Source organism: Streptomyces sp. NPDC056479, from assembly GCF_042795335.1.
GTDB lineage: Bacteria > Actinomycetota > Actinomycetes > Streptomycetales > Streptomycetaceae > Streptomyces.
Window position 1 is genome coordinate 391,925 of the sequence record NZ_JBHTRZ010000007.1, and the last position, 14,391, is coordinate 406,315.

Here is a 14,391-nt window from a genome sequence, read left to right on the forward strand (position 1 = left end):
TACGACTATGCGCGCGACCGGTGGGCCACGTAGGCCAGCGTGCCCAGCAGCAGCCGCGCCGCCGGCGGCTTCGTCGCGGTGTCCAGCGCCGGTGGCCGCAGCCAGCGGACCGGGCCGAGCCCGCCCCGGTCGGACGGCGGAGCGGTGATGTGCGTGTCGGGGCCGAGGCCGTGCAGGTCGAGGTGGGTCGGGTCGTCCCAGCCCATGCGGTACAGCAGCTCGGGGAGCTCGGCGGCGGCACCGGGGGCGACGAAGAAGTGGGCGCGGCTGTCGGGGGTGGCGACGACCGGGCCGAGGGGCAGGCCCATGCGTTCCAGCCGGGTCAGCGCGCGGCGTCCGGCGGGCTCGGCCACCTCGATCACATCGAACGCCCGCCCGACCGGCAGCATGACCGAGGCGCCCGGATACTCCGACCACGCCCTGGTGACCTCGTCGAGCGTGGCCCCGGCCGGGACCTCGGGCGCGAAGTCGAGGGGGTGTGCGCCTGGCGCGTCGCATTCGGAGCGGCCGCACGAACAGGCGCCCGCGGCAGCGCGTGCGCCGGGCACCGCGTCCCATCCCCAGAGCCCGGTGAACTCGGCGACGGCGGTGCACTCCGAGGAGCGGCCGCGTCGCCGCGAGCCGGAGCGGATCTCCCGGATGCCGCCGATCGTGAACCCCATGCCCCCTCCAACGGTCCAGCGCGCCGGTGGTTACGACGCGAATGCGCAACGTGACTCTGTGTGTTCCCCGGCCGGCCCTCGTACCCCCAGGCGCCGCTCGGTCTACTCGGCGCTTGGAAGTGCCGTGGGTTGCGGACCGGGCGACACGCGCCCCTGAGTGCTTCGCTCCGCCCACTTCCGGTCGTCCTATGTCAAGTGAATCGCGGGAAGGCCACCGTGAGTTCATTCGAAGGGGTGGCGAATGGTGGCGATTCCGGGATCGCCATGGCTGGAGGCGTGATCGTAGGATTACTGTGAGTGCACACAGCTTCGGGGCACATGCGCTCGTGGGTATGCCGGGGGCAAGTCGGCTTTCCGTTCGAAGGGTGAGAACTGCCGGACGGGCAACCGTATTTACCGGCATTCTGATAGGGCTTGGCGCACTCGGTGACAAGTGGTCCAAGGGATCAAGTGGTCCAACGGATGGGGGCGTTCCAGTGAGCGGCAACGGCGGAAGCGGTACGAATGCCGGTAGCGCATCGCACGCTGACAAGCGCCCCAACGAGCTGCTCGCGTCCTGGTTCGTGCGCAGCGGCTGGTCGAAGGGTGAACTGGCCCGCCAAGTCAACCGCCGCGCACGCCAGTTGGGTGCCAACCACATCTCCACCGACACCTCCCGCGTCCGCCGCTGGCTGGACGGCGAGAACCCCCGGGAGCCGATCCCGCGGATCCTGTCGGAGCTGTTCTCCGAGCGATTCGGCTGTGTCGTCTCGGTCGAGGACCTCGGCCTGCGTGCCGCCCGCCAGTCACCCTCCGTGTCCGGCGTCGACCTGCCCTGGACGGCCCCGCAGACGGTGGCCCTGCTCAGCGAGTTCTCGCGCAGCGACCTGATGCTGGCGCGGCGCGGCTTCCTGGGGAGCTCGCTGGCCCTGTCCGCGGGCCCGGCGCTCATCGAGCCGATGCAGCGCTGGCTGGTCCCCGCGCCGTCCGCTCCCTATCAGGAGCCCCGGCCCGTGCCGTCCTCACGCGCGCGTGGCCGCCTCTCCAGGCCGGAGCTGGACCTGCTGGAGTCCACGACGGTCATGTTCCGGCAGTGGGACGCCCAGTGCGGCGGCGGCCTGCGCCGCAAGGCGGTCGTGGGCCAGCTGCACGAGGTCACCGACCTGCTCCAGGAGCCCCACCCGGAGGCCACCACCCGCAAGCTGTTCAAGGTCGCCGCCGAGCTGGCCGAGCTGGCCGGCTGGATGTCGTACGACGTCGGGCTCCAGCCGACCGCGCAGAAGTACTTCGTCCTCGCGCTGCACGCCGCCAAGGAGGCCGGTGACCGGCCGCTCGGCTCGTACGTCCTGTCCAGCATGAGCCGCCAGATGATCCACCTGGGCCGGCCCGACGACGCCCTGGAGCTGATCCACCTCGCGCAGTACGGCAGCCGGGACTGCGCCGGCCCGCGCACCCAGTCGATGCTGTATGCGATGGAGGCCCGCGCGTACGCCAGCATGGGTCAGCCCGGTAAGTGCAAGCGGGCGGTGCGGATGGCCGAGGACACCTTCTCCGAGGCCGACGACTGGGACGAGCCGGACCCCGACTGGATCCGCTTCTTCTCCGAGGCCGAGCTCTACGGCGAGAACTCCCACTCCTTCCGCGACCTCGCCTATGTCGCCGGCCGCAGCCCGACGTACGCCTCGCTGGCCGAACCCCTGATGCAGCAGGCCGTCGACCTGTTCGCGAAGGACGACGAGCACCAGCGGTCGTATGCGCTGAACCTCATCGGGGTGGCCACGGTCCATCTGCTGCGGCGCGAGCCCGAGCAGAGCGCGGTCTACGCCGAGCAGGCCATGCTGGTCGCCAAGAAGGTGCGCTCCGAGCGCGTCAACACTCGTATTCGAAAGACGGTCGACACGGCCGTACGCGACTTCGGGGATCTCGCCGAGGTCGTGGACCTCACCGAGAAGCTCGCCCTGGAGCTGCCGGAGACCGCCGAGGCGGTCTAACCCCCAGGACCCATCCCTGGGCCCCAGAACCCCGGCCGCGGCCGGCCCTCCCGAACTGCCCGACTCGGCTCCCCCATGCCAGTCATCGGAAGGCCGACCGCGGCCGGTTTCTCACCTTCAGTGAAGGTTGCGCCACGATAACGATCAGACGGCCGAACATCCGGCAGTTCATCGACGCGTAACACGCAGGGCGCCTTCGTCACGGCGGCGAAACAACGAGGGGCTTCCACCGAAACGGCGCTGCGCCAATCTCATGGCGCATAACCGGCCCACCCCTCATACCGCTCAGGCTTCGCCCGCACGGGGCCGTACCAATGACGAGGAGACGCCGATGGCATCAGCCGCCATCACGCTTGCGGCGGACGCACCCACGCTGTCGTCCGCCAACACAGGCTTCATGCTTATCTGTTCCGCCCTGGTCCTGATCATGACCCCGGGCCTTGCCTTCTTCTACGGAGGCATGGTTCGCGTCAAGAGCACGCTGAACATGCTCATGATGAGCTTCATCAGCATAGGGATCGTCACCATCCTGTGGGTGCTGTACGGCTTCTCCATGGCCTTCGGTACGGACTCCGGCAGCCTCATCGGCTGGAACTCCGACTGGGTCGGCCTCAGCAACATCGGCCTGACGGAGCTGTGGGACGGCTACACCATCCCGATCTTCGTGTTCATGGTCTTCCAGCTGATGTTCGCGATCATCACACCCGCCCTGATCAGCGGTGCCCTGGCCGACCGTGTGAAGTTCACGGCGTGGGCGCTGTTCGTCGCGCTGTGGGTCACCGTCGTCTACTTCCCGGTCGCCCACTGGGTCTGGGGCTCCGGCGGCTGGGCCTTCGAGCTCGGTGTGATCGACTTCGCCGGTGGTACGGCGGTCCACATCAACGCCGGTGCCGCGGCGCTCGGCGTGATCCTCGTCATCGGCAAGCGCATCGGTTTCAAGAAGGACCCGATGCGTCCGCACAGCCTCCCGCTGGTCATGCTCGGCGCCGGTCTGCTGTGGTTCGGCTGGTTCGGCTTCAACGCCGGCTCGTGGCTCGGCAACGACGACGGCGTCGGCGCGCTGATGTTCGTCAACACGCAGGTCGCCACCGCCGCCGCCATGCTGGCCTGGCTCATCTACGAGAAGATCCGCCACGGCGCGTTCACCACGCTGGGCGCCGCCTCCGGCGCGGTCGCCGGTCTGGTCGCCATCACCCCGTCCGGTGGTGCCGTCTCCCCGCTCGGCGCGATCGCCGTCGGTGCCATCGCCGGTCTGCTGTGCGCCATGGCCGTGGGCCTTAAGTACAAGCTCGGCTACGACGACTCGCTCGACGTCGTCGGCGTCCACCTCGTCGGCGGTGTCGTCGGCTCCCTGCTGATCGGCTTCTTCGCCAGCGGCAAGGGCCAGTCCGAGGTCAAGGGCCTCTTCTACGGCGGCGGCCTCGACCAGTTCTGGAAGCAGTGCGCCGGTGTCTTCGCCGTCCTGGCCTACTCGCTGATCGTCTCCGCGCTCCTCGCCTTCATCCTCGACAAGACCATCGGAATGCGGGTCTCCGAGGACGACGAGGTCGCCGGCATCGACCAGGCCGAGCACGCCGAGACCGCATACGACTTCAGCGGCGCCGGTGGCGGCGCCGCCCGGACGGCCGCCCCCGCCCCGGTCGCCGCGGCCGCGAGCAAGAAGGTGGACGCATGAAGCTCATCACCGCAGTCGTCAAGCCCCACCGGCTCGACGAGATCAAGGAAGCCCTCCAGGCCTTCGGCGTGCACGGCCTGACGGTCACCGAGGCCAGCGGCTACGGTCGTCAGCGGGGCCACACCGAGGTCTACCGGGGTGCCGAATACACCGTCGACCTGGTCCCGAAGATCCGCATCGAGGTCCTGGCCGAGGACGACGACGCCGAGCAGCTGATCGACGTCATCGTCAAGGCCGCCCGTACCGGCAAGATCGGTGACGGCAAGGTCTGGTCCCTGCCGGTCGAGACGGCCGTACGGGTGCGGACCGGTGAGCGCGGGCCCGACGCGCTCTGAGGCAGGGCAACAGAACAGGAGTCGCTGGGTGACGAGCACGGACGTTTCCAAGGATGCAGAGGACTCGGGACCCAGCGGCTACGCGGCGGCCCGGCTGCGTCTCCTCACCGAGGGGGCGCGGTCCGGGCCGCCGCGCCGTGCCGCCCTCGCGGAGCTGACCGACGAGTGGCTGACCGGGCTGTTCGCCGCCGGCGCGGAGGGACTGCGCGGTGTCTCCCTGGTCGCCGTCGGCGGGTACGGCCGGGGCGAGCTGTCCCCGCGCAGCGACCTGGATCTGCTCCTGCTGCACGACGGCGGCGACAGCAAGGCGGTGGCCGCGCTGGCCGACCGCATCTGGTATCCGGTCTGGGATCTCGGTCTCGCCCTCGACCACTCCGTGCGTACCCCGGCCGAGGCCCGCAAGACGGCCGGCGAGGATCTCAAGGCCCAGCTGGGCCTGCTGGACGCCCGCCACATCGCGGGCGACCTCGGCCTCACGGCCGGACTGCGCACCGCCGTCCTCGCCGACTGGCGCAACCAGGCGCCCAAGCAGCTGCCCGAACTCCAGGAGCTGTCCGCCGAGCGCGCCGAGCGCCAGGGCGAGTTGCAGTACCTCCTGGAACCCGACCTGAAGGAGGCGCGCGGCGGTCTGCGGGACGCCACCATCCTGCGCGCCGTCGCAGCGTCCTGGCTGGCCGACGCCCCGCGCGAGGGCCTCGACGACGCCCGGCGCCGGCTGCTCGACGTACGCGACGCCCTGCATCTGACCACGGGGCGGGCGACCGACCGGCTCTCGCTCCAGGAGCAGGACCAGGTCGCCGCCGAGCTCGGACTTCTCGACGCGGACACCCTGCTGCGGCAGGTCTACGAGGCGGCGCGGGTCATCTCGTATGCCAGTGACGTCACCTGGCGCGAAGTGGGGCGCGTACTGAGGGCCCGCGCTGTGCGGCCGCGTCTGCGCGCCATGCTGGGCGGCGCGAAGCCGACCGCCGAGCGCTCTCCGCTCGCCGAGGGCGTGGTGGAGCAGGACGGCGAGGTCGTGCTCGCCCGTGCCGCTCGCCCCGACCGTGACGCCGTACTGCCCCTGCGCGCGGCGGCCGCCGCCGCGCAGGCCGGACTACCGCTCTCCCTGCACGCCGTACGGCGCATGGCGGCCGGCGCGCGCCCGCTGCCCACGCCCTGGCCCGCCGAGGCGCGCGAGCAGCTCGTGACCCTGCTGGGTTCCGGGCGGCCCACGGTCGAGGTGTGGGAGGCGCTGGAGGCCGAGGGGCTGATCACCCACCTCCTGCCCGACTGGGAACGGGTGCGCTGCCGTCCGCAGCGCAATGCCGTGCACATCTGGACCGTCGACCGGCACCTCATCGAGACGGCCGTGCGCGCCTCCGAGTTCACCCGCCGCGTCCACCGCCCCGACCTCCTCCTGGTCGCCGCGCTGCTGCACGACATCGGCAAGGGCTGGCCCGGCGACCACTCGGTGGCCGGCGAGATCATCGTCAAGGACGTGGCCGCGCGCATCGGCTTCGACCGCGACGACGTGCTCGTGCTCTCCACCCTCGTACGGCATCACCTGCTGCTCGTCGAGACGGCGACCCGGCGCGATCTGGAGGACCCGGCCACCGTGCGTTCGGTCGCCGAGGCCGTCGGCTCGCAGGGCACGCTGGAGCTGCTGCACGCACTGACCGAGGCGGACGCCCTGGCCACCGGACCGGCGGCGTGGTCGTCCTGGCGCGGGTCTCTCGTCACCGACCTGGTGAAACGGGTCGGGGCCGTGCTCGCCGGGGACGATCCCGAGGAGCCCGAGGCCGCCGCGCCCACCGCCGAGCAGGAACGGCTCGCCATCGAGGCGGTCGCCACCGGCAGCCCCGTCCTGGCCCTGCGTGCCCAGACCGAGCCGCCGACGGAGGAGCAGTCCCCGGGCGACCCCGAGCCGCTCGGCGTGGAACTCCTCATCGCCGTCCCCGACCAGCCCGGCGTGCTGCCCGCCGTGGCCGGTGTCCTGGCGATGCACCGCCTGACCGTCCGCACCGCGGAACTGCGCGCGCTGGACCTGCCGGACGGCGTCGAGGGCTCCGTCCTGCTGCTGAACTGGCGGGTCGCCGCCGAGTACGGCTCCCTGCCGCAGGCCGCCCGGCTGCGCGCCGACCTGGTACGCGCCCTGGACGGCTCCCTGGACATCGCGGGCCGTCTCGCCGAGCGGGACGCGGCGTATCCGCGCCGCCGGGGCGTGCTCGCGCCGCCGCCCAGGGTGACGGTCCATCCGGCCGCCTCCCGGCTGGCCACGGTGATCGAGGTGCGGGCCCAGGACGCGCCGGGACTGCTGTTCCGGATCGGCCGGGCGCTGGAGGACGCGAGCGTGCGGGTCCGCAGCGCTCATGTCAGCACGCTGGGCGCGAACGCAGTCGACGCGTTTTATGTCACAGGGCCGGAAGGCGCGCCGTTGCCCGGTGAGGAGGCGGCGTCCGTGGCCAGGAAGCTGGAGGAGATGTTGCGGGGCTGAACCAGGGATCCCGGCAACCTGCGTCGCCGGGATACCCTGGAGGGCGATTCCCAGCTGCCACCGACCCCGAGGACCGCGAGCGCCGTGTTCGATACTCTCTCCGATCGCCTCTCAGCGACTTTCAAGAACCTGCGCGGCAAGGGACGGCTCTCCGAGGCGGACATCGACGCCACCGCGCGCGAGATCCGCATCGCACTCCTCGAAGCGGATGTGGCGCTGCCGGTCGTCCGGTCGTTCATCAAGAACGTCAAGGAGCGCGCGCTCGGTTCCGACGTCTCCAAGGCGCTGAACCCGGCCCAGCAGGTCCTGAAGATCGTCAACGACGAGCTCGTGACGATCCTCGGCGGGGAGACCCGGCGTCTGCGCTTCGCCAAGCAGCCGCCGACCGTGATCATGCTCGCGGGTCTGCAGGGTGCCGGTAAGACCACCCTCGCGGGCAAGCTCGCCCACTGGCTGAAGGAGCAGGGCCACTCGCCGCTGCTGGTCGCCGCCGACCTTCAGCGCCCGAACGCCGTGAACCAGCTGAGCGTCGTCGCCGAGCGCGCCGGCGTGGCGGTCTACGCGCCCGAGCCGGGCAACGGCGTCGGTGACCCGGTCAAGGTCGCCAAGGACTCCATCGAGCACGCCAAGGCCAAGGTCCACGACATCGTGATCGTGGACACCGCCGGCCGCCTGGGCATCGACCAGGAGATGATGCAGCAGGCCGCAGACATCCGGGACGCGGTCTCGCCGGACGAGATCCTCTTCGTCGTCGACGCGATGATCGGTCAGGACGCGGTCAACACCGCCGAGGCCTTCCGTGACGGCGTCGGCTTCGACGGCGTGGTGCTCTCCAAGCTCGACGGTGACGCCCGCGGTGGTGCGGCCCTGTCGATCCGGCAGATCACCGGCAAGCCGATCATGTTCGCGTCGAACGGCGAGAAGCTCGACGAGTTCGACGCCTTCCACCCGGACCGGATGGCCTCCCGCATCCTCGACATGGGTGACCTGCTCACCCTGATCGAGCAGGCGGAGAAGACGTTCGACCAGGCCGAAGCCCAGAAGATGGCCGAGAAGCTGGCCTCCAAGAAGGGCCAGGACTTCACCCTCGACGACTTCCTGGCCCAGATGGAGCAGGTCAGGAAGATGGGCTCCATCTCCAAGCTGCTCGGCATGCTCCCCGGCATGGGCCAGATCAAGGACCAGATCAACAACCTCGACGAGCGCGACGTCGACCGCACCGCCGCGATCATCAAGTCGATGACGCCGGGCGAGCGCCAGGAACCGACGATCATCAACGGCTCGCGCCGCGCTCGTATCGCCAAGGGTTCCGGTGTCGAGGTCAGCGCGGTCAAGAACCTGGTCGAGCGTTTCTTCGAGGCCCGCAAGATGATGTCCCGCATGGCCCAGGGCGGCGGAATGCCCGGTATGCCGGGGATGCCTGGCATGGGTGGCGGTCCGGGCCGTACGAAGAAGCAGCCGAAGAAGGCCAAGGGCAAGCAGCGCTCCGGCAACCCGATGAAGCGCAAGCAGCAGGAGCAGGAGGAGGCAGCCCGCCGGGCCGCCGCCGCTCAGGCCGGAGGCGCCCTCGGACTGCCGGGTCAGCAGGCAGCGCAGGACTTCGAGCTGCCGGACGAGTTCAAGAAGTTCATGGGCTGAGTCCGTCCCGTACGTCGCAGAGGGCGCCCTTCGCCACGAGGGCGCCCTCTGCGCATGCCATGGCCCGCTGTCTGCCGTAACGTCCAGATATGAGCGATGCCGCGCCGCCGCGCAAGGCCCCTGACCAGCCGTGGCGCACCGAGGGCACCCCGGACGAGCCGCCCAGGAAGTCCGGCGGCCGGCGCCCACGCGGCCGCTGGTGGAGCCTGCTGGTCACCGCCGTGATCGTGTTCCTGCTGGCCTGGGTCGGACTGACGTACCTCGACGAGGGCGACGAGCCGACGATCTCCTACACGGAGTTCAGCCGGCAGGTCGACGACGGCAATGTCTCCAAGATCTACTCCAAGGGCGACGCCATCCAGGGCGAGCTCAAGAAGGCACGGGACAACCCCGAGGGCGACGGTGACTACACCAAGTTCAGGACCCAGCGGCCGGCCTTCGCGGACGACGACCTCTGGCAGGAGCTGAGCAGCCACGACGTCACGGTGACCGCGCAACCGGTCGTGAAGCAGCGCGGTCCCCTCGTCAACCTGCTGATCTCGCTGGCGCCCCTCGTGATCATCGTCGCGGTGTGGCTCTTCGTCGCCCGGCGGTTCGCCGGCCGCGGCGCGGGCGGCATGTTCGGGCGCAAGGCGCCTCCCAAGCCGGTCGAGCTGCTGCCGGGCAAGCACCGCACGACGTTCGCCGACGTGGCCGGCATCGACGAGGTCAAGGGCGAGCTGGACGACGTCGTCGACTTCCTGGAGCATCCCGACGCCTACCGCAGGATGGGCGCGAAGATGCCGCGCGGCGTGCTGCTCGCGGGCTCGCCCGGCACCGGCAAGACGCTGCTGGCGCGTGCGGTCGCGGGCGAGGCGGGCGTGCCGTTCTTCTCCGCCTCCGCGTCCGAGTTCATCGAGATGATCGTCGGTGTCGGGGCCTCCCGCGTGCGGGAGCTGTTCGCCGAGGCCCGCAAGGTGGCGCCGTCGATCATCTTCATCGACGAGATCGACACCATCGGACGGGTGCGCAGCGGCGGCGCCTCGGTGAGCGGTCACGACGAGCGCGAGCAGACCCTGAACCAGATCCTCACGGAGATGGACGGCTTCTCCGGCTCCGAGGGCGTGATCGTCATCGCGGCGACGAACCGCGCCGACATCCTGGACCCGGCACTGACCCGGCCCGGCCGTTTCGACCGGGTGGTCAACGTCTCCCCGCCGGACCGCCGCGGGCGCGAGGCGATCCTGGCGATCCACACCCGCGACATCCCGCTCGCCGAGGACGTGGACCTCGTCCAGCTCGCCCGCAAGACGCCGGGCATGACAGGTGCGGATCTGGCCAACCTCGCCAACGAGGGCGCCCTGCTCGCGGTCAAGCGGGGACAGGAGCAGGTGACGGCCGCGGATCTGTCCGAGGCGCTGGAGAAGGTGCAGCTGGGCGCCGAACGCACCCTCGTGATGCCCGAGGAGGACCGCCGCCGCACCGCGTACCACGAGAGCGGGCACGCCCTCCTGGGCATGCTGCAGCCGGGCGCCGACCCGGTCCGTAAGATCACCATCGTGCCGCGCGGTCGGGCACTCGGCGTGACGATGTCGACCCCCGAGGTGGAGCGGTACGCGCACTCCGAGGAGTATCTGCGCGGCCGGATCATCGGCGCCCTGGGTGGCATGGCGGCCGAGGACGTGGTCTACGGGGTCGTCACCACCGGAGCCGAGAACGACCTCGAACAGGTCACCAACATCGCGCGCGGGATGGTGGCCCGCTGGGGCATGAGCGAGCGCGTCGGCCGGCTGTCCGCCCTGCCGAGCGATGCCCAGCAGGCCTACGGACTGTCCGCCGCGCCGCAGACGCTCGACGCCATCGACTCCGAGATGCGCCGGATCGTCGACGACTGCTACGAGGAGGCCTGCCGCAAACTCCGCGACCACCGCGGGCAGTTGACCGCGCTCGCGGAGGCGCTGCTGGAGCACGAGACGCTGGAGGAGGCGGACGCGTACCGGATCGCCGGGATCACACGGCTGTCGAAGGAGGAGACCTCCTAGGCGACGCCACGCCTCAGGGCACGCGGGCGATCAGGTACCGGAACACGTTCGGCATCCACACCGTCCCGTCCTGCCGCAGATACGGATGCAGCGCCTCCGCCAACTCCTTGTCCACCTGCACCTGGTCGGTCGCGGAGATCGCCGCGTCGAACAACCCCGTCGACAACAGTCCGCGTACGGCACTGTCGACGTCCGCGTATCCGAACGGGCACGCCACCCGCCCGGAACCGTCGGGTCGCAGGCCCGCGCGCTGTACGACCTCCTCCAGGTCGTCACGCAGGGCGGGGCGCCAACTGCCCGTACTGCGCAGGGGATCGGCCAGCTTGGTGGCGACCCGCAGCACCGACGACGTGGCGCAGCGCTCCGGCGGCCCCCAGCCGGCGAGCACGACGGGCGCCCCCCGCTCGGCCAGCGGAGTCGCGGCGGCGAGCGCCTCGCCGAGCCCTTCGGAGTCACCCGCGAGGCACCCGATCGGCTCGAACGCGGTCACCACGGTGTACGCCTCCGCCGCGGTGCTCGGCGCGCCGTCGACGAGCCGGGTCCCGGCACGCGCGCGCGTGTCCCACGCCTCGGGCAGCAGCCGCTGCCGGGCGAGGGCCAGCCGTTCGGGGGAGGCGGACTCGACACCGGTGACGGCCGCGCCTCTGGACGCCGCCGCGAGGAGGGCGAGCCCGCTGCCGCAGCCCAGGCCCAGCAGCCGGGTGCCCGGGCCCACGTCCAGTCGCTCGTAGACGGCCTCGTGGAGCGGAACCAGCATCCGCTCCTGGATCTCGGACCAGTCACGCGCGCGTGCACACAGGTCCACGTGGGGCGTCGGGCCCGCGTGAGGTAGGTGCTGCCGCACGAGCGTAGGTGTCATGTAAAGCGCCCCAATCCGCCCAGAGTTGTCGCCGTGCCCGATTCCTTCGCCCCCGTGGCAAGCGGTCGCGGTCCCCCGTATGCCAGGAAACTCCGCACCCGACTCCGCGTCCAGGGGTCGCGGAGCCCGGCTTGTGGGTTCGTCGTGTCCGTGGCCGAAATTCACATTCCGGCAACATGCGCCCGTACCATCTGGCCATGGCAAAGGCACCTGTACTGACGCCACAGGCACATGACTTCCCGCGCTGGTACCAGGATCTGATCAGCAAGGCGGAGCTCGCGGACAACGGTCCGGTGCGCGGCACGATGGTGATCCGGCCGTACGGATACGGGCTGTGGGAGCGGATGCAGGCGGAGCTCGACGCCCGCATCAAGCGGGCCGGTGCCTCCAATGCCTACTTCCCGCTGTTCATCCCGCAGTCGTATCTGACCAGGGAGGCCGAGCACGTCGAGGGCTTCGCCCCCGAGCTGGCCGTCGTCACGCACGGCGGCGGCAAGGAGCTCGAGGAGCCCGTCGTCGTCCGGCCCACCTCCGAGACGATCATCAACGACTCCTTCTCCAAGTGGGTGCAGAGCTACCGCGATCTGCCGCTGCTGATCAACCAGTGGGCGAACGTGGTGCGTTGGGAGATGCGCCCGCGTGTGTTCCTGCGAACGACGGAATTCCTCTGGCAGGAGGGCCACACCGCACACGCCTCCTACGAGGACGCCCGGGACTACGCCGCGTACATCCACAAGGAGGTGTACGCCGACTTCATGGTCGATGTCCTCGGGATCGACGTGGTGCTGGGCCGCAAGACCGCGAGCGAACGCTTCGCCGGGGCGATCAACACCCTCACCCTCGAGGCGATGATGGGCGACGGCAAGGCCCTCCAGATGGGCACCAGCCACGAGCTCGGCCAGAATTTCGCCAAGGCCTTCCAGACCCGGTACCTGTCGAAGGAAGGCCGCGAGGAATACGTCTGGCAGACCTCCTGGGGCTCCTCCACCCGGATGGTCGGCGGACTGATCATGACGCACGGCGACGACGACGGGCTGCGGGTGCCGCCGCGGCTCGCGCCCATTCAGGCGGTCGTCCTGGCGATCAAGGGGGACGAGCCGGTTCTGGCCAAGGTCCGTGAGATCGGCGACCGGCTGGCCGCGGCGGGCGTCCGGGTCCGTGTCGACGACCGCACGGACACGCCGTTCGGACGCCGCGCGGTCGACTGGGAGCTCAAGGGTGTGCCGGTACGGATCGAGGTCGGGCCCCGTGACCTGGACAGCGGCACGGCGATGCTGGCCCGGCGGATCCCGGGAGGCAAGGAGCCGGTTCCGCTCGACGCACTGGCCGGGCTGCTCCCCACGATCCTCGAGGAGGACCAGGCGCTGCTGCTGCGCCGGTCCCGCGAGCGCCGCGAATCCCGTACGTCGGAGGTGTCGACGATCGAGGAAGCCGTCGAGGCGGCCACGGCCGGCGGCTGGGCGCGCCTGCCGTGGGCCACGCTCGGCGAAGAAGGCGAGGCCAGACTGGCCGCGCACGCCGTGACCGTACGGTGTCTGGTCGCCGAGGACGGGTCGGTGCCGGACGCCGACGACGCACCCGGTAACGTCGCCGTCGTCGCGCGCGCTTACTGAGATGACGCCCGTGTGGAACGAGAGCGGCCGAAACGCCTCTTGCGCATCCGCGGACCACAGCCGCACCGGCGCGTGGACGGGGCGTACGCGCCGGGGCGTACGTCAGACTACGCACCGGCTTGGTATGAGCTGTGAGGCTTCTCCGCAGATCAGCGCACCCGCCCTCGTCCGGGCGCATCATTCGGAACTGACGGGTACGTGCAAATTATTTGGGATGGCCCGGAATCGGAACACAGCGGCACTCCGGCTCGTTGTCATTACGTGAGCACGACACAGACACCACCTGTACTCGCCGCAGAGCTGGCGCAGGCGTGGGCCGACATTCAGCGGTACCACCCCGAGCTGCCGGATCTCGCCGCGCCAGAGTCCCTGATCGGGGAGTCGTCGTCCGCGTGCGGTCACGAGCTCTCCTTCGAGCGACTGCTTCATGAGGCAGTCCATGGCGTCGCCGCCTCGCGCGGCGTCCGCGACACCTCCCGGGCCGGCCGGTACCACAACCGCAGATTCCTTGCGATCGCCGAGGAGCTGGGCCTCGACCACCCCGAGGAGCCGCACCCGAGCAGCGGTTTCTCCCTGGTCACGCTGAACCCCGAGGCCAAGCGCCGCTACCGCCCGACCATCGAACGCCTCCAGCGCGCCCTGAAGGCCCATACCGCGGCGACCTCCGCCGACACCAGCCGCACCTTCCGTGGTCCGGCGGCCCGCCACGGCTCCTCAGGAGGCGGCGTCCGCGTCAAGGCGGTCTGCGACTGCGGCCGCAACGTCCGGGTCGTCCCGTCGGTCCTGGCCCAGGCCCCGATCGTGTGCGGCGGCTGCGGGAAGCCGTTCCGGATCCCCGAGGTGGTCGGAGCGGCGTAACGCAGACGCGTCGGCACCGGCATCTCGTGGCTGTCGGTTCAGGACGCGGCGTCGATGGCGGGGTGCCGCTGCGCAGTAGCAGCGGCGCCCCGCAGGCGCCGGGCTGCGCGACCCACCTCGCAGGGCACCCCGATCGCCGGGTGCCCCTCAGCCATGCCCCGGGCGCCCTCCCGCCCCCTCGGCCAAAAGCGACCCGCAGGGTGTGGCACAATGGCTAGCTGTACTCGACAGCCGCACAGGAACCCTCTCGCCTCCGGCTGACGCGTCCATCGGGCACTCGGGTA

Annotated in this window: 10 protein-coding genes; 8 read left to right on the forward strand and 2 right to left on the reverse strand. The window is 70.7% G+C overall.

Going from position 1 to position 14,391, the window contains the following annotated elements:
- Positions 1–5: 5 nt before the first annotated feature.
- Positions 6–662 carry a bifunctional DNA primase/polymerase gene (locus ACFQ6S_RS28080; RefSeq protein WP_383415409.1) on the reverse strand — a complete coding sequence of 219 codons (657 nt, stop codon included), beginning with the start codon at positions 660–662 and terminating at the stop codon, positions 6–8.
- A 476-nt stretch (positions 663–1,138) separates the two neighbouring features.
- On the opposite strand from ACFQ6S_RS28080, the gene ACFQ6S_RS28085 reads away from it, so the two are divergent.
- From ACFQ6S_RS28085 to ftsH, 6 genes are all read left to right on the forward strand, one after another.
- Entirely contained in the window at positions 1,139–2,632 is a 1,494-nt protein-coding gene (locus ACFQ6S_RS28085; protein WP_383415412.1) for a hypothetical protein, read from the forward strand.
- A 331-nt stretch (positions 2,633–2,963) separates the two neighbouring features.
- Complete coding sequence (locus tag ACFQ6S_RS28090; protein ID WP_383415414.1) at positions 2,964–4,307, forward strand: ammonium transporter; 1,344 nt, start codon at positions 2,964–2,966, stop codon at positions 4,305–4,307.
- Positions 4,304–4,642 (forward strand): P-II family nitrogen regulator, encoded by a 339-nt coding sequence (locus ACFQ6S_RS28095; RefSeq protein WP_003997576.1) that lies wholly within the window; start codon positions 4,304–4,306, stop codon positions 4,640–4,642. Before ACFQ6S_RS28090 ends, ACFQ6S_RS28095 begins: the two co-directional genes overlap by 4 nt.
- Positions 4,643–4,670: 28 nt before the next feature.
- Positions 4,671–7,118 carry a [protein-PII] uridylyltransferase gene (locus tag ACFQ6S_RS28100; protein WP_383415418.1) on the forward strand — a complete coding sequence of 816 codons (2,448 nt, stop codon included), beginning with the start codon at positions 4,671–4,673 and terminating at the stop codon, positions 7,116–7,118.
- A gap of 84 nt (positions 7,119–7,202) precedes the next feature.
- Positions 7,203–8,756, forward strand: a complete 1,554-nt coding sequence (gene ffh, locus ACFQ6S_RS28105; protein ID WP_383415421.1) for a signal recognition particle protein — start codon at positions 7,203–7,205, stop codon at positions 8,754–8,756.
- A gap of 89 nt (positions 8,757–8,845) precedes the next feature.
- On the forward strand, positions 8,846–10,777 hold the full coding sequence (gene ftsH, locus ACFQ6S_RS28110; protein WP_383415424.1) for an ATP-dependent zinc metalloprotease FtsH: 1,932 nt from the start codon (positions 8,846–8,848) through the stop codon (positions 10,775–10,777).
- Between the two features lie 13 nt (positions 10,778–10,790).
- On the opposite strand, the gene ACFQ6S_RS28115 is transcribed toward ftsH, so the two are convergent.
- Positions 10,791–11,636 (reverse strand): SAM-dependent methyltransferase, encoded by an 846-nt coding sequence (locus ACFQ6S_RS28115; RefSeq protein WP_383415427.1) that lies wholly within the window; start codon positions 11,634–11,636, stop codon positions 10,791–10,793.
- 197 nt (positions 11,637–11,833) lie between these two features.
- Between ACFQ6S_RS28115 and proS the strand changes: the two genes are divergently transcribed.
- Together proS and ACFQ6S_RS28125 are read left to right on the forward strand one after the other, a co-directional pair.
- A complete protein-coding gene (gene proS / locus ACFQ6S_RS28120; RefSeq protein ID WP_383415430.1) occupies positions 11,834–13,249 on the forward strand; it encodes a proline--tRNA ligase in 1,416 nt (471 codons plus the stop codon).
- 261 nt (positions 13,250–13,510) lie between these two features.
- On the forward strand, positions 13,511–14,107 hold the full coding sequence (locus ACFQ6S_RS28125; RefSeq protein WP_147994015.1) for a hypothetical protein: 597 nt from the start codon (positions 13,511–13,513) through the stop codon (positions 14,105–14,107).
- Positions 14,108–14,391 lie beyond the last annotated feature (284 nt).

Excerpts from the sequence above, each read along its gene's own strand:
- proS (WP_383415430.1), top strand. The coding sequence starts at position 11,834 with ATGGCAAAGGCACCTGTACTGACGCCACAGGCACATGACTTCCCGCGC.
- ACFQ6S_RS28115 (WP_383415427.1), bottom strand. The coding sequence starts at position 11,636 with ATGACACCTACGCTCGTGCGGCAGCACCTACCTCACGCGGGCCCGACG.
- ACFQ6S_RS28095 (WP_003997576.1), top strand. The coding sequence starts at position 4,304 with ATGAAGCTCATCACCGCAGTCGTCAAGCCCCACCGGCTCGACGAGATC.
- ACFQ6S_RS28080 (WP_383415409.1), bottom strand. The coding sequence starts at position 662 with ATGGGGTTCACGATCGGCGGCATCCGGGAGATCCGCTCCGGCTCGCGG.
- ACFQ6S_RS28090 (WP_383415414.1), top strand. The coding sequence starts at position 2,964 with ATGGCATCAGCCGCCATCACGCTTGCGGCGGACGCACCCACGCTGTCG.
- ftsH (WP_383415424.1), top strand. The coding sequence starts at position 8,846 with ATGAGCGATGCCGCGCCGCCGCGCAAGGCCCCTGACCAGCCGTGGCGC.